The 20,623-nt window shown below is 71.7% G+C and carries 15 protein-coding genes and 1 rRNA gene; 9 read left to right on the forward strand and 7 right to left on the reverse strand.

Annotation, left to right across the window (positions count from 1 at the left end; all coding sequences use genetic code 11):
- A 5S ribosomal RNA gene (gene rrf, locus L1885_RS29490) occupies positions 1–71 on the forward strand; the annotation flags it as partial.
- 447 nt (positions 72–518) lie between these two features.
- Here the strand turns inward: rrf and L1885_RS08175 are convergent.
- From L1885_RS08175 to L1885_RS08195, 5 genes are read right to left on the reverse strand one after another with little or no spacing between them, the layout of a single operon-like run.
- On the reverse strand, positions 519–1,829 hold the full coding sequence (locus L1885_RS08175) for a DUF58 domain-containing protein (protein ID WP_235796340.1): 1,311 nt from the start codon (positions 1,827–1,829) through the stop codon (positions 519–521).
- A gap of 15 nt (positions 1,830–1,844) precedes the next feature.
- On the reverse strand, positions 1,845–2,837 hold the full coding sequence (locus tag L1885_RS08180; protein WP_235796341.1) for an AAA family ATPase: 993 nt from the start codon (positions 2,835–2,837) through the stop codon (positions 1,845–1,847).
- Positions 2,834–4,048, reverse strand: a complete 1,215-nt coding sequence (locus L1885_RS08185) for a DUF4350 domain-containing protein (RefSeq protein ID WP_235796342.1) — start codon at positions 4,046–4,048, stop codon at positions 2,834–2,836. Before L1885_RS08185 ends, L1885_RS08180 begins: the two co-directional genes overlap by 4 nt.
- A complete protein-coding gene (locus L1885_RS08190) occupies positions 4,045–4,755 on the reverse strand; it encodes a DUF4129 domain-containing protein (protein ID WP_235796343.1) in 711 nt (236 codons plus the stop codon). The genes L1885_RS08185 and L1885_RS08190 overlap by 4 nt, the downstream gene beginning before the upstream one ends.
- Positions 4,756–4,759: 4 nt before the next feature.
- Positions 4,760–5,731, reverse strand: coding sequence for a DUF7847 domain-containing protein (locus L1885_RS08195; protein ID WP_308117291.1), 972 nt, complete (start codon positions 5,729–5,731; stop codon positions 4,760–4,762).
- 458 nt (positions 5,732–6,189) lie between these two features.
- On the opposite strand from L1885_RS08195, the gene mtnA reads away from it, so the two are divergent.
- The 7 genes from mtnA to L1885_RS08230 all read left to right on the forward strand — a co-directional run bounded on the left by mtnA (position 6,190) and on the right by L1885_RS08230 (position 14,784).
- Positions 6,190–7,329, forward strand: coding sequence for an S-methyl-5-thioribose-1-phosphate isomerase (mtnA, locus tag L1885_RS08200; protein ID WP_235796344.1), 1,140 nt, complete (start codon positions 6,190–6,192; stop codon positions 7,327–7,329).
- Positions 7,330–7,344: 15 nt separating this feature from the next.
- Positions 7,345–8,022 carry a two-component system response regulator MtrA gene (gene mtrA, locus L1885_RS08205; protein WP_235796345.1) on the forward strand — a complete coding sequence of 226 codons (678 nt, stop codon included), beginning with the start codon at positions 7,345–7,347 and terminating at the stop codon, positions 8,020–8,022.
- A 1-nt stretch (position 8,023) separates the two neighbouring features.
- Positions 8,024–10,102, forward strand: a complete 2,079-nt coding sequence (gene mtrB, locus L1885_RS08210; protein ID WP_308117292.1) for an MtrAB system histidine kinase MtrB — start codon at positions 8,024–8,026, stop codon at positions 10,100–10,102.
- Positions 10,092–11,945 carry an LpqB family beta-propeller domain-containing protein gene (locus tag L1885_RS08215; RefSeq protein ID WP_235796346.1) on the forward strand — a complete coding sequence of 618 codons (1,854 nt, stop codon included), beginning with the start codon at positions 10,092–10,094 and terminating at the stop codon, positions 11,943–11,945. Before mtrB ends, L1885_RS08215 begins: the two co-directional genes overlap by 11 nt.
- Before the next feature lie 138 nt (positions 11,946–12,083).
- On the forward strand, positions 12,084–12,827 hold the full coding sequence (locus L1885_RS08220; protein WP_235796347.1) for a ComF family protein: 744 nt from the start codon (positions 12,084–12,086) through the stop codon (positions 12,825–12,827).
- A gap of 314 nt (positions 12,828–13,141) precedes the next feature.
- Positions 13,142–13,831 (forward strand): ribosome hibernation-promoting factor, HPF/YfiA family, encoded by a 690-nt coding sequence (hpf, locus tag L1885_RS08225; protein WP_372481888.1) that lies wholly within the window; start codon positions 13,142–13,144, stop codon positions 13,829–13,831.
- Positions 13,832–14,019: 188 nt separating this feature from the next.
- A complete protein-coding gene (locus L1885_RS08230) occupies positions 14,020–14,784 on the forward strand; it encodes a response regulator (protein ID WP_372481889.1) in 765 nt (254 codons plus the stop codon).
- 529 nt (positions 14,785–15,313) lie between these two features.
- Here the strand turns inward: L1885_RS08230 and L1885_RS08235 are convergent.
- Positions 15,314–16,516 (reverse strand): winged helix-turn-helix domain-containing protein, encoded by a 1,203-nt coding sequence (locus L1885_RS08235; protein ID WP_235796349.1) that lies wholly within the window; start codon positions 16,514–16,516, stop codon positions 15,314–15,316.
- A gap of 287 nt (positions 16,517–16,803) precedes the next feature.
- Positions 16,804–17,382 carry a GNAT family N-acetyltransferase gene (locus L1885_RS08240; protein ID WP_235796350.1) on the reverse strand — a complete coding sequence of 193 codons (579 nt, stop codon included), beginning with the start codon at positions 17,380–17,382 and terminating at the stop codon, positions 16,804–16,806.
- A gap of 232 nt (positions 17,383–17,614) precedes the next feature.
- Here L1885_RS08240 and secA point away from each other — a divergent pair, with 232 nt between their 5' ends.
- A complete protein-coding gene (gene secA, locus L1885_RS08245; RefSeq protein ID WP_235796351.1) occupies positions 17,615–20,467 on the forward strand; it encodes a preprotein translocase subunit SecA in 2,853 nt (950 codons plus the stop codon).
- Positions 20,468–20,623: the final 156 nt, after the last annotated feature.

Here is a 20,623-nt window from a genome sequence, read left to right on the forward strand (position 1 = left end):
CGGAAGCTAAGCCTTACCGCGCCGATGGTACTGCAGGGGGGACCCTGTGGGAGAGTAGGTCGCCGCCGAACAATTGTTGTGGGAAGGGCCCGTGCCGGGATGGTACGGGCCCTTTCTGCGTTCCAGAGCAATTTCCACGCGACCAAACCCTTTCCGCATTCGATCTTCCTGTCGCAAGGTTTGCCGGCCTCAGCGACCGGAGCGGAATCATCGCTACGGCTACGGCTACGGCTACGGCTACGGCTACGGCTGACGCTGTCAGGTGCGGCCTACGACGTACCTCAAAGCACAGGCACGAGGCGCAGGCAGCCGAGCGACGAACTCGAAGCTTGCCGCTCGCCCGCACGTACGACAGCCGCGGCGAGGCATGCCGAATGACGGCCCCGAAAGCACCCCAGGTGATGTCCCACTGCGGCAAGGCCTGCCGGGCCCGGCACCGATGCTGGCTCCCGCCCTGAAACCGGTCCTTCCGGCAACCCGGGGTCGGCGACCCCGGAGGAACCGCACGCTCCGCGGGATCAGAGTCGCCCGGCCGCCTTCAGCGCGAGGTACGCGTCCGCCAGGGCGGGCGCCAGCCGGGCCGGAGGCGCGTCGACGACCGTGACCCCGCGACGCCTCAGTTGCTCGGCCGTACGCCGTCGCTGGGCCTGCGTCTGACCCGCTGCCGCCGCCTCGTACACCGCGTCCACTGTGCCCCGGGCCCGCTCCATCTCCTCGACCCGGGGATCGGCCACCGCCGCCACGAGAACCGTGTGCCGGCGCGTCAGCAGGGGCAGCACGGGGAGCAGCGCCTCCTCGACGGGTGCCGCGTCCAAGGTGGTGAGCAGGACGATCAGCGCCCCGGGAGCCGCCTGCTGAAGTGCCGCACCGGCCAGTCCCCGCGCGTCCGTCTCGACGAGTTCGGGCTCCAGCGTCGACAGCGCCTCCATCAGGGCCGGGAGCAGGTCCGCCGTGTTCTGCCGCCGTACGCGGGCCCTGACCCTGCGGTCGTAGGCGAGCAGGTCGACCCGGTCACCCGCTCGCGAGGCCAAGGCTGCCAGCAGGAGCGTGGCGTCCAGCGACGCGTCCAACCGCGGGAAACCGCCCACACGCCCCGCCGACGTGCGGCCCGTGTCCAGGACGACGAGGATCTGTCGGTCTCGCTCCGGCCGCCACGTGCGGACCGCGACAGCCGACTGGCGTGCCGTGGCGCGCCAGTCGATGGAACGCACGTCGTCTCCTGGCACGTACTCGCGCAGGCCGTCGAACTCCGTTCCCTGTCCCCTGCTGAGCACGCTCGTGCGCCCGTCGAGCTCGCGGAGCCTCGCCAGCCGCGACGGAAGGTGCCTGCGGCTCTCGAAGGACGGCAGAGCACGCACCGTCCACGGCACGTGGTGGCTCCCCTGGCGTGCCGCGAGGCCGAGAGGGCCGTACGAGCGCACCGTGACGCGTACCGCACCGTGATCGCCGCGGCGGGCCGGGATCAACCGGGTGACGACGCGCCGGCGCTCGCCCGGCGCGATCGACACCCGGTGCCGGGCCGCGCCCTGCTGTTCCGGGGCCTGCCAGCTGCTCGGGGGCCAGGCGTCGCGCACCCATCCGCGCAGACGCCGGCCCGAAGGGTTGGTCAGGACGAGGTGCACGTCCGCGCTGTCGCCCAGTCGAACGGACGTGTCACCGTTTCGGGTGAAGTGGAGCTTTCGTACTGGCGCGGCGAGGGCGAGGTCGCACAAGATTGCGAGTACGAGGATGCCCTCGACGGCCAGGATGCCCGGCCGGCCGGGGGCGAGGAGGCCGACGGGGAGCGCGCCGATCGCCGCGAGGAGCGCGGTTCTGCCGGTGAGCGTCATGGTTGGCCGTCCGTCTCAGCGCGGTACGGGGACATGGGCGAGCAGCGCGTTGATGACGCTGTCGGCCGTGACGCCCTCCATTTCCGCCTCGGGGCGGAGCTGGATGCGGTGTCGGAGTGTGGGGAGGGCGAGGGCCTTCACGTCGTCGGGGGTCACGTAGTCCCGGCCCGTGAGCCAGGCCCAGGCGCGTGCGGTGGACAACAGGGCGGTTGCGCCTCGGGGGGACACGCCGAGGCTGAGCGAGGGGGATTCACGAGTGGCACGACAGATATCGACGACATAGCCGGCGATCTCCGGCGACACGGAGGTCTGTGCGACGGCGGTGCGAGCCGCCTGCAGGTCCGCGGGCCCGGCGACGGGGCGCACCCCGGCGGCCTGCAGGTCACGAGGGTTGAAGCCGCCCGCGTGCCGGGTCAGCACATCGATCTCGTCCGCGCGCGAGGGCAGGGGCACGGTCAGCTTCAGCAGGAACCGGTCGAGTTGGGCCTCGGGAAGGGGATAAGTGCCCTCGTACTCGACGGGGTTCTGGGTTGCGGCGACCAGGAAGGGTTCGGGGAGGGGCCGGGCCTTGCCGTCCACCGTGATCTGGCGTTCCTCCATCGCTTCCAGCAGGGAGGACTGTGTCTTCGGCGGGGTGCGGTTGATCTCGTCCGCGAGCAGGAGGTTGGTGAAGGCCGGCCCGGGCTGGAACGAGAACTCCGCCGTGCGGGCGTCGTAGACGAGCGACCCCGTGACGTCGCTCGGCATGAGGTCGGGCGTGAACTGGACACGCTTCGTGTCCAGTTCCAGTGAGGCTGCCAGGGCGCGGACAAGGAGGGTCTTCGCCACGCCGGGCACACCCTCGAGGAGGACGTGGCCCCGGCACAGCAGCGCGACGACGAGACCGGTGACGGCGGCGTCCTGGCCGACGACCGCCTTTCCGATCTCGGCGCGGAGCGCTTCGAGTGAGGCGCGGGCGCTGTCGGGGCTCGCCGGTGTGCCGGCGGTCTCCTGGGTCGGGGCGCTCATGAGGTGCGTACCTCTCGTTCGAGGGCGTCGAGTTGGTCGGCGAGCCGGACGAGCGCACTGTCGTCGCTCGGCGCGGGACCGAACAGCAGGAAAGGCAGGTCCAGATCGGTGCTGGGGAGGAGCGCCGAGACGGCGGACGTGAGTGTCTCGGGGCTGTGCGCGTCGGCGGGGCGGATACCCAGCAGAGGCGCGAGGCGTTCACGTGTGGCAGCGCGCAGGATCGCGGCGGCTCGGTCACGCGAGCGTGTGGAGCGGTAGAGCCGGGCCCTGCCCTCGGTGGCCTCCGCGGCGGGCACCGCCACGGGGAGTCGCTCGGCGACGAGCGGACCGAGCCGCCGCGCCCGCCACACGGCGGCGAGGCCGGCGGCGATCAGCAGTTGCAGGAAGCCCCACAGCCAGCCGGACGGGATGAGATCGAGGAAGGCGCTCTGGCCGCCGCCGTCGGAGGCAGACGCATCACTGAGCGAGGGGAGGTACCAGACGAGATGAGGCCGGGAGCCGAGGATCTGCAGGGCGAGCGAGGCGTTGCCCCGCTTGCCGAGGCGGTCGTTGTAGAGGGGCGCGGCGGAGCCGAGGAGGACGGTCTCGCCCGCGTGGGCGTCCGGAACGCGCAGGAGGGTCGCCATGCCGCCGACGGGGTAGCAGGCGGTGGTGCCAGGGAGGTCGGTGACGTAGCGTCCGCCGCCGGCGTCCGCCGTGCCGGCGCTTTGGGCGGCCGGGAAGCCGCATCGCGGGCGCAGGGCGGACACCTCGGCAGGCGTACCGGTGTCGACGCCGGGGGCGAGGATCGGCGTCGACGCGGGACCCGCCTCCAGGAGGACCGTGCGGCCGCCGCCCGCGACGACCGCTGCGCGCAGGGTGCGCTGCTGGGCCTTGCTGAGCAGATCCGGGGCGGTGACCAGCAACGTGCTGTCGGGACCCGCGGCGGAGGTCGCGCCACGGAGCGTCGTGGTGATCCGGACGGAAACGCCGTGGTCCTTCAGGAGTTCGGCCGCGGCACGGCTCCCGAGCGGATCGGCGGCGCGTGGGTCGAGCCGTCCGTGCTCGTCGCCGGAGCCGATCGCGGCAAGGACGAGGCCCGCGGCCAGGAGGAGCACGAGCGCCAGCAGGATGCCGCGGCCACGCGTCCATATCCGGCGGGCGGTGGGCGAGGTGGATGTGGAGACGGGGGCGGGGGCAGTGGGAGCGGTGGGAGCGACGGTGTCGGTCACGACGGCGGGCTCACCGCCACGGTCGTCTCGACGGGTCGTTCGAAGCTCGGCCGGGCGCGCCGCAGATCGTCGTCGAGCTCGCGGATGCGCTCGTACATGGCGCGGTCGGCGTCGTGTCCGCCGTACGTCACGGAGTTGAAGTCTCCGGCTGCGGCGCGCAGCCGGTCGGCGTGCTTCGGCAGCGGCCGCCCGGCCTCCGTGGCGGCCTCCGTCGCGGTGCGGCCCGGGCGCGGGTCGAGGAGTGCACGTTCTTCGAGGGCGCCCACGACGGCGCGCATGCGTTCCTGGGCGGCCTCGCGCCAGCGCGCCGCCGCGGCGTGGCTCTCCGCCGCTTTCCGGTGGTCGGCCGCGCTGCGGGGGGCATCGTCGAAGAGAGCACCGTCGACGGCTGCCGATGCCGTGCGGCGCGGTGTGCCGAGTCGCCACCACAGGGCGCCGACCAGCACCACGACGGCCACCGCGACGACGACCACACCGACGTGGCCGCCGGGGGCCACACCGGACGCGGAGTCCAGCAGGTCTCCGATCCAGTCGAGGAAGGAGCGGATCGCCCGTTGCAGCAGATTCGGGTCGTGCTGGTGGTACATCGCTTTCGACAGCTCGCGCTGGGCCTCCCTGCGGGCAGCCTCGCGCGATATGACGAGTGGCACGTGCCCGTCCCCGCCGGTCAGCCACAGGCCGGCCGACGTTCCCCCCGTGGCGGTCACCCTGTCATCCCCCGACGGGGCCGGGGCCCGGGTGCGGGGAGTCGTAGCCGGTGATGCCCGCGGCGCGGGCGAGCTCGAGGTCGAGGGCCTCGCGACGGATGCGCCGGTCCACGTACAGCAGGACGGTGACACCCGCGGAGAACGGGAGGGTGAGCGCGGAGGCGACGACCGAGCCGATGCCGCTGATGACGGTGTAGGCCCAGCCGAAGTGGGGCGTCTCACCGGAGAGCGCACTGCTGAGTCCGGAGCCGCCGTCCGCGAGCGTCGCGACGACACCGAACGGCACGGCGATGACGGCGGACACGACAGCCGCCATCAGGCCGGCCAGGAGCAGGATCCCGAAGGTCCGCCACCACGCCCCGCGCACGAGCTTCACGGAGCGCCGCATCGACGTGATGATCCCCTGCCGTTCCAGCATCAGCGCCGGCGAGGCCAGGCTGAAACGGACCATCAGCCAGACGGCCACGGCGAGCGCGACGAACGTGAGGAGCACGGAGACTGCGAGACCCGCGTCCGATCCGGTCACCAGAACGGGCACGAGGGCTACGGCCACCAGGGCGGCGCTGATGAGCGGCAGCAGCAGGGTCAGCCCCAGCAACTGCAGGAGCCGCGGGCGGGCTTCGTGCCACGCGTCGAGGAACGTGACGTCCCGGCCGAGCACGGAGCGGCTGACGACGACCGTGAGTACGGCCGTGGTGAACAGCGTCCCGATCAGCGTGATGCCCAGCGTCAGCAGGGTGGTGATCAGAGTCGACTGGAGTGTGTCGGCGAGTTGGTCGAGTGCCTCGGAGGGGGAGGCCGACGAGTCGATCCCGGGAGGCTGCGGCACGACGAGGCGCTGCAGGATCACCTCGCACACCTGAGTGACGACGGCGACGGCGATCGACACCCCGAGGACGGTCCTCCAGTGCCTGCGCAGCACGGACACGGCGCCGTCGAGGATCTCGCCGAGGCTGAGCGGCCGCAGCGGGATCACGCCGGGCTTCGCAGCGGGGGGCCTGCCCCACGCCGGCCCTCCGGCCGGGCCCGGCGCGCCCCAGCCGACGGACGGCGGTGGGCCCGGCTGGGCCGGGACGGACGCAGGGGCGCTCGGCGGCGACCACTGGCCGGGGGGTGGCTGCTGCGAGGACCAGCCGCTGGGCGGCGGCGCACCCGCACCGCCGGCCGGGTGCGGCCCGCCGTTGTCCTGGCCGTCGGACGGGGCAGATCCGGGCGAGGGCCGGCCCGGAGTGTCGTTCACGGTCGTCCACCTCGTGGAATTGTCGTGGGCCGGGCTGGGCAGGTCCGCGATGCGCGTCGGCCCGTCGTCGCCGGCGACCGGCGGACCGGTGGCCATCGTGCCACGCCATACCCCCGAATGGGCCATGGTGCGCGTCTCCTGATGCGGCCCCTGCGCGCCTTCATTGTCCATGCGGGACCAGGCAGACTGGGCGGATGGCTGATCCGCACACTTCCGTTCCCGCCGACGCGGCGTCCTCGAGGCTTCCGGCGCTCCGCTGGGAGGAACCTCCCGAGGGGCCCGTCATCGTCCTGCTCGACCAGACGAAGCTGCCCGCGGAGGAGTTCGAGCTGGTCTGCACCGACGTCCCGGCGCTGGTCGACGCGATCCGCTCGCTCGCGGTACGCGGCGCGCCGCTGCTGGGCATCGCGGGGGCGTACGGGGTGGCGCTGGCGGCGGCCCGGGGGTTCGACGTCGACGACGCGGCACAGTCCCTGTCGCGGGCGCGGCCGACCGCCGTCAACCTCGCCTACGGCGTGCGCAGGGCGCTGGCGGCCCACCGGAGCGCGCTGGAGACGGGCGGGGGCCTCGCCCGGGCGGCCGCGGAGGCGCTCACGGAGGCCCGGAGGCTGCACCAGGAGGACGCCGAGAGCAGTGTCCGGATGGGGCTGGCGGGGCTCGGCCTGCTGGACGAGTTGCTTCCCGGCGGCAATCACCGGATCCTGACCCACTGCAACACCGGGGCGCTCGTGTCCGGTGGCGAGGGCACCGCGTTCGCGGTGGCCCTGGCCGCGCACCGGGCCGGCCGGCTCCAGCGGCTGTGGGTGGACGAGACGCGCCCGCTGCTGCAGGGAGCGCGCCTGACCGCGTACGAGGCGGCCCGGAGCGGGATGTCGTACACCTTGCTGACGGACAACGCGGCGGGGTCCTTGTTCGCGGCGGGGGAGGTGGACGCGGTGCTGATCGGCGCGGATCGCATCGCGGCGGACGGCTCGGTCGCGAACAAGGTGGGCAGCTACCCGCTGGCGGTGATGGCGCGCTACCACCACGTGCCGTTCGTCGTGGTCGCGCCGGCCACGACGATCGACCTCGACACCGCCGACGGTGCGTCGATCGAGGTCGAGCAGCGGGCGGGGCAGGAAGTGACGGAGTTCATGGCGGTTGCGGGCGGCGCGCAGGGCGGAGCCGGTGTGCCGGTGGCACCACTGGGGACGCAGGCGTACAACCCTGCGTTCGATGTCACTCCGCCGGAATTGGTGACGGCTCTCGTCACGGAAGACGGGGTGCTGTCCCCTGTGACCGGCAGCGGAATCGTCGACCTGTGTGCCAGGTCACGACAGGTAACGATTGGCTGATGGGATGATGTCGATATGAAGGGACGCGTCCTTGTCGTCGACGACGACACCGCACTCGCCGAGATGCTGGGCATTGTGCTGCGTGGTGAAGGGTTCGAGCCGTCGTTCGTCGCGGACGGTGACAAGGCGCTTGCCGCCTTCCGCGATGCCAAGCCGGATCTCGTGCTGCTCGATTTGATGCTGCCGGGCCGGGACGGCATCGAGGTGTGCCGGCAGATCCGCGCCGAGTCCGGTGTGCCGATCGTCATGCTCACGGCGAAGAGCGACACCGTCGACGTCGTAGTGGGTCTGGAGTCGGGGGCGGACGACTACATCGTCAAGCCGTTCAAGCCCAAGGAGCTGGTGGCGCGGATAAGGGCCCGCCTGCGCAGGTCCGAGGAGCCGGCGCCGGAGCAGCTCACCATCGGCGACCTGGTGATCGATGTCGCGGGCCACTCCGTCAAGCGGGACGGGCAGTCCATCGCCCTCACGCCGCTGGAGTTCGACCTGCTGGTCGCGCTCGCCCGCAAGCCCTGGCAGGTTTTCACCCGCGAGGTGCTGCTGGAGCAGGTCTGGGGCTACCGGCATGCCGCCGACACCCGGCTGGTCAACGTGCACGTTCAGCGGCTGCGCTCCAAGGTCGAGAAGGACCCGGAGCGGCCGGAGATCGTGGTGACCGTCCGCGGCGTCGGGTACAAGGCCGGACCGAGCTGACATGACCGGCGGCACCACTGCGCCGAAGGCCGGTCGCCCGGGACGCGGCCGCCGCTTCCAGGGCGGCCGGCTCCTTCAGGACGCCCCGGCGGGCGGGCCGGTGCTCCGGCTGGTCATCCGGCTGCTGCGCCGCCCGCTGCTGCCGGTGATGCGCCTGTGGCGGCGCAACATCCAGCTGCGGGTCGTCGCGGCGACGCTGGTCATGTCGCTCGGCGTGGTGCTGCTGCTCGGATTCGTGGTCATCGGACAGGTCCGCAACGGCCTGGTCGAGGCGAAGGAGAAGGCCGCCCAGAGTCAGGCCGAGGGCGGGTTCTCCGTCGCCCAGGAGAAGGCGGACGCATCGTCGTCGACGGGCGGCCGCGGTGGGGACGGCACGGACTCCACGACGGCCGGCACGAACTCGTGGCGCACCGACCTGGTGGAACAGCTCGCGAGCGGCGGGCCCGGCGCGTTCAACGTGGTCGCCCTGAGCGCCGACCCGCTGCCCAAGCGGGCTCCGCGCACCTCGGGGGGAGTGGACCTGTCGTCCATCCCGCCCGACCTGCGGCGCTCGGTGGTCGGCGGTACCGGCGAATTCAAGACGTATGCGCAGGTCAAGTACACGGACGCGTCGGACGACCGGAAGCCGGAACCTGCCCTGATCATCGGCAAGCGGCTCAACGACGTCGACCGTCACCCCTACGAGCTGTACTACCTCTTCCCGCTGACGCAGGAGGAGCAGTCGCTCAACCTGGTGAAGCGGACGCTGGCGACAGCGGGTCTGTTCGTGGTGGTGCTTCTCGGCGCGATCGCGTGGCTCGTGGTGCGCCAGGTGGTCACTCCGGTGCGGATGGCGGCCGGGATCGCCGAGCGGCTGTCCACGGGGCTGCTCCACGAACGGATGAAGGTCACCGGTGAGGACGACATCGCCCGGCTGGGCGAGGCGTTCAACAAGATGGCACAGAACCTCCAGCTGAAGATCCAGCAGTTGGAGGAGCTCTCCAGGATGCAGCGCCGTTTCGTCTCCGACGTCTCGCACGAGCTGCGGACGCCGCTGACGACGGTGCGGATGGCCGCGGATGTCATCCACGAGTCCCGGGAGGACTTCGATCCGGCGACGTCCCGATCGGCCGAGCTCCTGGTCGGGCAGATCGACCGGTTCGAGTCGCTGCTGGCGGACCTGCTGGAGATCAGCCGGTTCGACGCGGGGGCGGCGGCCCTGGAGGCCGAGCCGATAGACCTTCGCGAGGTGGTGCGGCGCGTCATCGACGCGGCGGCGCCGCTGGCGGAGCGCAAGGGTTCCACCGTGCGGGTCGCCGGCGACGAGCAGCCCGTCGTCGCGGAGGCCGACGCCCGCCGGGTCGAACGCATGCTGCGCAACCTCGTGGTCAACGCCGTCGAGCACGGTGAGGGCCGCGACGTGGTGGTGCGCCTCGGCGCGGCAGGCGGTGCCGTGGCCGTCGCGGTCCGCGACTACGGCGTGGGGCTGAAGCCGGGGGAGGCGACGCGGGTGTTCAACCGGTTCTGGCGCGCGGACCCGGCTCGTGCGCGCACGACGGGCGGCACGGGCCTCGGCCTGTCGATCGCGGTCGAGGACGCCCGCCTCCACGGGGGCTGGCTGCAGGCGTGGGGCGAGCCGGGAGGCGGCTCGCAGTTCCGGCTGACGTTGCCGCGCACCGCCGACGAGCCGCTGCGCGGTTCGCCGATACCGCTGGAACCCGAGGACTCGCGCGGCAACCGGGCGCGCGCGGCCGCCGCGGTGGCGGACAAGAGCGCGCGGCAGGTGCCGAACACGGCGTTCCCGGTGCGGGGCGCCACCGGCACCCTGCCCGTGCCGCCGGGCCAGGCACCCCGGGCGACGGCCGTGGTCGACCCGACGGCGCTGCCGGGCAGCGGCTCGCGGGTCGTGGCCAGGAAACCGGACGAGTCCCACGGCGCCGCGCCCGCTCCCCGCGAGGGACGGGGGACCGGCCCCGGCGACGGGTCGGCAGCCGGGTCCGCGGAGCCCGGTGGCCGTCGCGTGGACGTGGACGGGGAGGGGCCGGGGCGCACATCCGCCTCGGAGACGTCGGAGCGGGAGGGCTCGACACGTGGGCGATGATCGCGTGCGGCGCGGCCGGGGACGCACCGGAAGACTGGGGGCCGGCCTCGTCGTGCTGGCCCTGGCTCTCGCCGGGTGCGCGTCGATCCCCGACAAGGGGGACGTGGAACCGGTGAAGGCGTCCCCCCAGGACGAGTCCCAGGTGCGGGTGTACGCGGTGCCGCCGCCGCCCGACGCGTCGGCGGGCGACATCGTCGACGGGTTCCTCGAGGCCATGACGAGTGACGACCCCGACTTCGCCATGGCCCGGAAGTATCTCGCCCACGACGAGGCGCGCGACTGGAAGCCGCAGAAGATCACGACGGTGCTGAGCGACGCGCCCGATTTGGAGGGCCCCACGAAGCCGCCGTCGGCGGACCAGCCGGGCCTCACGTACCAGATGCACGGGGTCGAGATCGCGACGATCGACGCGGGGAACGTGTACCGGCCGCTCAAGCCCGCGAGTTACCAGCGTGCCCTGCACCTCATCCAGGAGAAGGTCGCCGGGAAGAAGGAGTGGCGCATCGACGCCCTCCCGCAGGGCCTCGTCCTGGGCGCCTCCGACTTCCAGCGCAACTACCGCCCCGTCGACACGTACTTCTATGCGAAGAGCGACGGCTGGCTCGTGTCCGACCCGGTCTTCATCCGGCAGCGGATAGACCCGCTGACCCGCATGGACCCGATCACACAGGCCGTCAACACCGTGCTCTCCGGCCCCACCGGATGGCTGAAGCCGTCCGTCAAGTCGTCGTTCCCGGTCGGCACGCGGCTCCAGAAGGGCACCAGGACACTCGAGTTCGACGACAGCAACGCGCTCACGGTGCCGCTGAACTCCGCGGCGAAGAAGGCGACGCCGGACGTGTGCAGGATGATGGCCGCGCAGTTGTTCTTCACGCTGCGCGATCTCACCTCGACGCGGGTCGGGCAGATCGCGCTGCGGTCCGGGGGCAGCTCGCTGTGCTCCGTCTCGGGCGACCAGGCGCAGGCCTACGCGCCCGGCAGCGCCCTCGGCCAGTCCGCCGAGGACCCCTTCTACCTCGACCCCGACGGTCGTCTCGCCCACCTCCGGCCGGACGACAAGAAGGGCGGCGATCAGGACAACCTCGTCCCCGGGCCGCTCGGTGACGGCACGGTCAAGCTGGGCTCGGTGGCGATCTCCCGGGACGAGAGGCGGGCGGCGGGAGTCGCGGAGAACGGCAAGTCCCTGTACGTCACGTCGATCACGAACGACTCCGACCTCGGCAGCCCGCTGGTCACCAGCCAGGGCGCCAAGGAGTCGGACCGTCTGTCCGCGCCGACGTGGGACAGCCGTGGTGACGTGTGGGTCGCGGACCGGGATCCGGACCACGCGCGCCTGCTCCAGTTCGAGAACGGGACGACCGTCTCCGAGAGCGCCCATGTCGAGCACCTCGACGGGCGCCGTATCGAGGCGGTGCGGGTCTCGTCGGACGGAGTGCGCATCGCGCTGCTGCTCACGAAGGGCCATCGCACGAGCCTGGAGATCGGGCGCGTGGAGCAGAGCGGGTCGGGCGACCACAAGGAGCTCGCCGTCGCGGACCTCAAGTCGCTGACACCGCAGATGGAGACAGTGACGGCGGTCTCCTGGGCGGGGCCGAGCAGGCTGGTGATCGTCGGCAAGGAGGCCGGCGGGGTCCAGCAGATGCGGTTCGTCCAGGCCGACGGGTCCACGTCGGACGCGAGCGTGCTTCCCGGCCTGAACCAGGTGACGGCCATCGCCGCGGGCGACACGGACTCCAGGGCACTGGTCGCGGAGTCCAGTGACGCCGGTGTCGTGCAACTGCCCTCGGGCGGGAACTGGCAGTCGATCGTCGAGCACGGGTCGTCACCGGTCTACCCGGGCTGAACACGGCTCGCCGGGGCCCGCGCCCGGGGCCCCGCGCCGGGGCGCGCACTCCGGGGTTCGCGGGACCGACCGGGCGTTGTCCACAGGCGGTTGTCCACAGGGCTGGCCGGGACGCGGCACCCCGGTCACGATGGATGCATGCGGGGATGGTGGCGGGAAATCGGCGGCCTCGTCCTGCCGGTCGCGTGCGCGGGGTGCGGCAGGGGGCGGGCGCCACTGTGCGAGGAGTGCCGGAGATCGCTGTACGGGGCGTGGCCGTGCCGTGTGCTGCCGTCCCCGGAGCCGGCGGGACTGCCGGCGGTGTATGCGGCGGCGCCCTACGAGGAGGGCGTACGCAGCGTTCTGCTGGCACACAAGGAGCGCGGGGCACTGGGGCTCGCATCACCCCTCGGGCGGGCTCTCGCGGGCGCCGTGGCGGCCGTGGCGCCCCCGGGGGCGCGTACCGGGCCGCTGCTGCTCGTGCCGGTGCCGTCGGCGCGGGGGGCGGTGGCGGCGCGCGGGCACGACGCCGTGCGCCGGGTCGCGCTCGCCGCGGCGGGTGATCTCCGGCGCGGGGGCAGACCGGCCCAGGTGGTGCCGGTGCTGCGGCAGCGGCGCGCGGTGGCCGACCAGGTCGGGCTCGGCGCGCACCAGCGGCGCGTCAATCTGGCGGGAGCGCTGGAGGTCGCGGGCGGCGGGGCGCGGCTTCTGGCGGAGGGCAGGGTCGTCCTCGTCGACGACCTGATGACGACGGGCGCTTCGCTTGCGGAAGCGGCCCGGGCGGTGCGGGCCGCAGTGGGCGTGGGGACGGTTGCCGTGGGAGACGGCCCGGGAGGGCACGCCCCGCTGGTGGGTGCGGTTGTCGCAGCCTCTCCGGCTTCTTTCGAAATAAACCGGAGGTGATTGATTGAGCATGCGATCGCAGGTTGAGCCGAACAAAAATTACCTGAACGGAGGTACCTGTCCGTACCGGGTGCCGACCCCCCTGCCGGAGAGCTATGTTCGGTTGTGAGGAATGGCGCAAGCCGCTACTCGGTGAAAGCACTGTGGTGCTTCGGCGTTTTCGGAGAACCTTCGGCGGGCACGGGTGGACATCAAGCCGACGGGGGAGGAGGAGGTGAAAGTCGCCAAGTCCGAGGCTCCGGTGGCTGCCGGGGCCTGGTGCAACAAGGGGTGCCTCCGCAGCGAGGCGGGGTGCTCCGGGAACGGAGTTCTGCGTGGACATCGTCGTCAAGGGCCGCAAGACAGAGGTGCCGGAGCGGTTCCGCAAGCACGTGGCCGAGAAGCTGAAGCTGGAGAAGATCCAGAAGCTCGACGGCAAGGTCATCAGCCTCGACGTCGAGGTGTCCAAGGAACACAATCCGCGTCAGGCGGACCGGTGCGACCGGGTGGAGATCACCCTGCGCTCCCGCGGGCCGGTGATCCGTGCCGAGGCATCGGCAGCGGATCCCTACGCGGCGCTCGACCTCGCCACGGGCAAGCTCGAGGCCCGGATGCGCAGGGAGCACGAGAAGCGGCACAACCGCAGGGGCCACGGCCGGCTCTCCGCCGCCGCGGTCGCGGACGCCGTGCCCGGCGTCGCGGAGTACAGCATGAACGGGGCGTCTCCCGACGGGGAGGCGGGCGCGGACGTCCGCACGACGAGGATCGGATCGCTCGAAGTGCAGGGCGAGGGACCCCTCGTGGTGCGGGAGAAGAACCACGCCGCGGCGCCGATGACGCTGGACCAGGCTCTTGAGGAGATGGAGCTCGTCGGCCACGACTTCTACCTGTTCGTGGACTCCGACACGAAGGAACCGAGCGTGGTCTACCGGCGGCACGCCTACGACTACGGCGTGATCCACCTCCAGACCGACCCCCTCGCGGGCCCCGAAGTGGGCGGCGCCGGCGGGGCACTCGGAGGCTGACAGCCGGAAACGACCGGTGTGGTGCCCCCGAGGATCCGTCAGGTCCACGGGGGCACGCCGCTGCCGGACGGTGACCCCGCCGGACGGCTCCGGCATGGAATCATGGGTACGCAGGCCAACGGGCGGTTGAAGCACTGAGGTTGACCGCCGGAGCAAACTTGGGGCCACGGCCTTCAGGGGGAGGAACGATGGCGGACGGCTTCGGGCCGGTACTCGGGGCGCGGGGTGCTGCCGGAATGCCGGTCGCAGGCGTCGACCCCGACGACGACCGCGTCTACGGCACGCCCGAAAAGGAACCCATCCGGGTCCTCGTCGTGGACGATCACGCCCTCTTCCGCCGCGGGCTGGAGATCGTCCTCGCGCAGGAGGAGGACATCCAGGTCATCGGCGAGGCGGGCGACGGCGCGGAAGCCGTGGACAAGGCCGCCGACCTGCTGCCCGACATCGTGCTCATGGATGTACGGATGCCCCGGCGCGGCGGGATCGAAGCGTGCACCGCCATCAAAGAAGTGGCCCCCAGCGCCAAGATCATCATGCTGACGATCAGCGACGAGGAAGCCGACCTCTACGACGCGATCAAGGCCGGTGCCACGGGTTACCTGCTCAAGGAGATCTCCACCGACGAGGTCTCGACGGCGATCCGGGCGGTCGCGGACGGACAGTCGCAGATCAGCCCGTCGATGGCGGCGAAGCTGCTCACGGAGTTCAAGTCGATGATCCAGCGCACCGACGAGCGCAGACTGGTCCCGGCGCCGCGGCTCACGGACCGCGAACTGGAGGTGCTGAAGCTCGTGGCCACCGGTATGAACAACCGGGACATCGCGAAAGAGCTGTTCATCTCCGAGAACACCGTGAAGAACCATGTGCGCAACATCCTGGAGAAGCTCCAGCTGCACTCCCGGATGGAAGCGGTCGTATACGCGATGCGCGAGAAGATCCTCGAAATCCGCTGACCGGTGGGCTGCCGGGCCCGATGGCCCGCGGATTCGATCGGCCTGCGGATCGGACCCACCCATGGGCTCCATCCATCGGCTCCATCCATCGGATCGAGCCGTCGTATCGAGCCGTCGTATCCATTCTTCGGATCCACCCGCTGAACTGATCGACCCCCCGAACGGATTGGCACGTTGACCCGCCGGGCCATCGGCCCCTTGACCCGCCGGCCCCTTGACCCGCCGGCTCGTTGAGCGATCGGGTCCGTGGCCGGTCGAGTCCTTGGCCTGTCCAGCCCTTGGCCGGTTCGGCCCTTGATCGGTTGACACGCCAATCGAATCGACCCGTTGGCATGAAGCCCGTTGATGTGTTGACCAGGTCCGTCGACCTCCCGGTCGACAGGGCCCCGTCCTCGACGGGGCCCGTGGTCGACAGAGCCCAGTCGGCCAGGCCGTCAGTCCGTCGGTCGGTCAGCCGTCCCGTCGCGTCCCGGCCGAGCAGCCGGTCCCGTCGGCTCGGCTCCGTCGCCCTGACCGTCGGCCGTTCGTGTCAGGCGAGCGCCCGTACGAGTTCGGCTGCGAGTCCCGGGTCGTCCACGCGCTCGATGCGCACCGTGCCGCATCCGACCCACTCGGCCGCCTCCCGCAGGGCCTGTGCCATGGGCGCGACGGCCTTCGGACCGGCGAGCGACAGCTGGCGGGCCACCAGCGTGCTGCCCGAACGGCCGGGGTCCACCCGGCCCACCAGCTTGCCGCCGGCCAGCAGGGGCATGGCGAAATAGCCGTGCTGCCGCTTCGGCTTCGGCACGTAGGCCTCGAGGCGGTGCGTGAAGCCGAAGATCCGTTCCGTGCGGGCCCGCTCCCAGATCAGCGAGTCGAAGGGCGACAGCAGCGTGGTGCGGTGCCGTCCACGCACCGGGAGGGCCAGCGCCTCGGGGTCGGCCCACGCCTGCTTCGTCCACCCCTCCACCGTCACCGGTACCAGCCCCGCGTCCCCGATCACCGCGTCGACCTGCTCGCCCTTGAGGCGGTGGTAGTCGGCGATGTCCGCGCGCGTCCCGACGCCGAGGGCGGCCCCGGCGAGGCGCACCAGGCGGCGGGTGCACTCCAGGTCGCTGAGGTCGTCGTGCAGGAGGTCGGCGGGGACGGCGCGCTCGGCCAGGTCGTAGACGCGCTTCCAGCTGCGCCTTCCCGTGCAGACGACCTCGCCGTACATCAGGGCGCGCTCGACGGCGATCTTCGCGTCGGACCAGTCCCACCAGGGACCGCCGTTCTTCGCGCCGCCCAGCTCCGTCGCCGTGAGCGGGCCCTCGTCGCGCAGCTGCTTGAGGACGGTCTCGTACGCCCCGGCGGACAGCTCGTGGTTCCACTGCGGGCGTGCGCGGTAGGCGCGCCTGCGGAAGGCGAAGAGCGGCCATTCCTCGATCGGCAGCACGCAGGCCGCGTGCGACCAGTACTCGAACGCGTGGGGCACCGGAGAGGGGCTCCCTGGGGGAGCCGGGGTCCAGTAGGCCTTCTCGACCGTGTCGCGCCCGACCGCCCCCAGCCGGGCGTACGGAACCAGCTCGTGCGAGCGGGCGAGCACGGAGATCGTGTCCAGCTGAACCGCGCCGAGAGCCCGCAGCACCCCCCGCACGCCGCCTCTGCGGTCCGGCGCCCCGACGAATCCCTGGGCGCGCAGCGCGATGCGCCGGGCCTCGGCAGCGGACAGTTCCACGGCGGGCGGCTCGGTGGAGGGCGAGGCGGTCGTCATGCTCCGCACCTTAGACGGCGGCACCGACAATCACCGGGGCACCGAAGATCGCCGCAGGTCCGGCGCCCCGCGACCCTCGCCCCGCATCGTTCGCCCCTCGCGCCCGCGTCCCGCGCCAGGTCTCGCGGCCTGGCGCTCGGGCTCGGCCCCCACCCCGGGATTCAGGGGTCGAGCCTCGGCCCGCGTCCGGCCCCCGCTTCCGCGCGCACGGGCAGACGGCTCCCGCTCCCGGCCGTGAAGCCCGGCCGTCTCCCGCGCGCCCCCCGCCCGGCCCCGCGGTCGGCGCCTCAGGCGTGGCTGCGTGAGCCCGGCAGGTACGCGTGCCCGGCCTCCAGGCCCACGTCCGAAGGGAGCAGAGAGCCTATCCACAGGTCCCGCAGGACGTCGCGGCTGAGCAGGGCGGCCCGCAGGGTGCCCTCGACCACGAAGCCCGCCCGTTCGGCGACACGGCGCGAGGCGGCGTTGCCCGCCTCGGCCCGCCACTCCACGCGTTCCACACCGCGCCCGAAGGCCCAGCGGGCCAGCGCGGTGACGGCCTCCGCCGTGTACCCGCGGCCGCGGTGCTCGCGGACCGTCCAGAAGCCGACCTCCCAGGTGTCTCCCTGCCGGTGGTGGATGTTCGCGGCGCCGACGAGCGGGCCGCCCCCGCGCGGGAAGGTGCAGAAGGTGTAGGTGGTGTCCGTGCGCCACCCCTCGGGGACGATGTGCTCGACGAAGTACTCCGCGTGCCCGCGCTCGTACGGTGACGGGAGCGGCACCCAGCGCTGAATCTCCGGGTCCTGGCAGGCCGCGTGCACGGCGTCGATGTCGGCTCCGACCGGCGCGCGGAGTTCCAGGCGGGGGGTGTGGAGGGTCTGCGGGTCCATGGCCGCATTCTCGCGGCCGGGCGATGATCTGGCGAAGACTTTGATCGTGGCCCGGCACCTCGGACGCTGTCCGAGCGTTCTAAAGAGAGGGGGTCCTGGCACCGCATCGCTGCGGCCCTCCCGGCGCGGGCCGGTCCTCGCTTACGATGGCCGATGCGGTGGGGCACGTCTGCCGCGCCAGCGCCCCGCCCGACCCCAGTGCCAGGCCCGACCGGCAAGGAGAGCAGCCTCAGTGTCCGTCTTCAACAAGCTCATGCGTGCAGGCGAAGGCAAGATCCTGCGCAAACTGCACCGCATCGCGGACCAGGTCAACTCCATCGAAGAGGACTTCGTCAACCTCTCCGACGCCGAGTTGCGCGCGCTCACGGAGGAGTACAAGGAACGCATCGCCGAGGGAGAGAGCCTCGACGACCTGCTCCCCGAGGCCTTCGCCACGGTCCGCGAGGCGGCCAAGCGCGTCCTCGGCCAGCGTCACTACGACGTGCAGCTGATGGGCGGCGCAGCCCTGCACCTCGGATTCGTCTCCGAGATGAAGACCGGCGAGGGCAAGACGCTCGTCGGCACGCTTCCCGCCTACCTGAACGCGCTGTCCGGCAAGGGCGTCCACCTGATCACGGTGAACGACTACCTGGCCGAACGCGACTCCGAGATGATGGGCCGCGTCCACAAGTTCCTCGGCCTCACGGTCGGCTGCATCCTGGCGAACATGACGCCGGCGCAGCGCCGTGAGCAGTACGGATGCGACATCACGTACGGCACGAACAACGAGTTCGGCTTCGACTACCTGCGCGACAACATGGCGTGGTCGAGGGACGAGCTGGTGCAGCGCGGCCACAACTACGCGATCGTCGACGAGGTCGACTCGATCCTCGTGGACGAGGCGCGCACCCCGCTGATCATCTCCGGCCCCGCCGACCAGGCCACGAAGTGGTACGGCGACTTCGCGAAGCTCGTCACGCGCCTCACCAAGGGCGAGGCGGGCAACCAGCTCAAGGGCATCGAGGAGACCGGCGACTACGAGGTCGACGAGAAGAAGCGCACGGTCGCGATCCACGAGCCCGGTGTCACCAAGGTCGAGGACTGGCTGGGCATCGACAACCTCTACGAGTCGGTCAACACGCCGCTCGTCGGTTACCTGAACAACGCGATCAAGGCCAAGGAACTCTTCAAGAAGGACAAGGACTACGTCGTCATCGACGGCGAGGTCATGATCGTCGACGAGCACACCGGCCGTATCCTCGCCGGCCGCCGCTACAACGAGGGCATGCACCAGGCGATCGAGGCGAAGGAAGGGGTGGACATCAAGGACGAGAACCAGACGCTCGCCACGATCACCCTCCAGAACTTCTTCCGCCTGTACGACAAGCTCTCCGGCATGACCGGTACGGCCATGACCGAGGCCGCGGAGTTCCACCAGATCTACAAGCTCGGCGTGGTGCCGATCCCGACGAACAGGCCGATGGTCCGCATGGACCAGTCCGACCTGATCTACCGCACCGAGGTCGCGAAGTTCGCGGCGGTCGTCGACGACATCGAGGAGAAGCACGACAAGGGTCAGCCGATCCTGGTCGGCACGACCTCCGTCGAGAAGTCCGAGTACCTCTCGCAGCAGCTCAACAAGCGCGGCATCCAGCACGAGGTGCTGAACGCGAAGCAGCACGACCGTGAGGCGCCGATCATCGCCCAGGCCGGGCGCAAGGGCGCGGTCACGGTCGCGACGAACATGGCCGGCCGCGGTACGGACATCAAGCTCGGCGGCAACCCCGACGACCTGGCGGAGGCGGAGCTGCGTCAGCGCGGCCTCGACCCGGTGGAGCACGTCGAGGAGTGGGCGGCGGCGCTGCCCGCGGCCCTGGAGAAGGCCGAGCAGGCCGTGAAGGCCGAGTTCGAGGAGGTCAAGGGCCTCGGCGGGCTGTACGTGCTGGGCACGGAGCGCCACGAGTCGCGGCGCATCGACAACCAGCTGCGCGGCCGTTCCGGCCGTCAGGGCGACCCCGGCGAGTCCCGCTTCTACCTCTCCCTCGGTGACGACCTCATGCGGCTGTTCAAGGCGCAGATGGTCGAGCGCGTGATGTCGATGGCGAACGTGCCGGACGACGTGCCCATCGAGAACAAGATGGTCACGCGGGCCATCGCGTCCGCGCAGTCGCAGGTCGAGCAGCAGAACTTCGAGACCCGTAAGAACGTCCTGAAGTACGACGAGGTGCTCAACCGCCAGCGCGAGGTCATCTACGGCGAGCGGCGCCGCGTCCTGGAGGGCGAGGACCTGCAGGAGCAGATCCACCACTTCATGGACGACACGATCGACGCGTACATCCAGGCGGAGACCGTCGAGGGCTTCGCCGAGGAGTGGGACCTCGACCGGCTGTGGGGCGCGTTCAAGCAGCTCTACCCGGTGAAGGTCACCGTCGAGGAGCTGGAGGAGGAGGCCGGCGACCGCGCGGGCCTCACCGCCGAGTTCATCGGCGAGTCCATCAAGGACGACGTCCACGAGCAGTACGAGCAGCGCGAGGGCCAGCTCGGCTCCGACATCATGCGCGAGCTGGAGCGCCGGGTCGTCCTGTCGGTGCTCGACCGCAAGTGGCGCGAGCACCTCTACGAGATGGACTACCTCCAGGAGGGCATCGGCCTGCGGGCCATGGCGCAGAAGGACCCGCTGGTCGAGTACCAGCGCGAGGGCTTCGACATGTTCAACGCCATGATGGAGGGCATCAAGGAGGAGTCGGTCGGCTACCTGTTCAACCTGGAGGTCCAGGTCGAGCAGCAGGTCGAGGAGGTCGAGCTGCCCGCGCAGGACGCGGCCCCCGTCGCCGACGCCGAGCCGACGTCCCTGGTCAAGGAGGACGCGGTGCCCGCCGGCGCCCGTCCCGAGATCCGGGCGAAGGGGCTCGACGCCCCGCAGCGCCCCGACCGGCTGCACTTCTCGGCGCCGACCGTGGACGGCGAGGGCGGCGTGGTCGAGGGCGAGTTCGAGCACGAGCCCGCCGGCGGACCGACGCGCTCGACGTCGGACGGCCTGACCCGCGCCGAGCGCCGCAAGGCGCAGCGCGGCGGCGGTGGCGGCGGCCGGCGCCGCAAGAAGTAGTCGCCGGCAGACGGTCATGACGGGCCGGGTCGCGCACCGGATGGTGCGCGGTCCGGCCCGCCGTGCGTCCGCGTGGTCGCGTGTCCCCGGGTGCGTCCGCGTGGGTGCCGGTCGCCTCGTGCGTCCGCGTGCTCGCCTGTCCCGCCGTGGGAGAGG

Origin of the sequence: Streptomyces fuscigenes (assembly GCF_021556455.1) — a bacterium.
Taxonomy (GTDB): Bacteria; Actinomycetota; Actinomycetes; order Streptomycetales; family Streptomycetaceae; genus Streptomyces; species Streptomyces fuscigenes.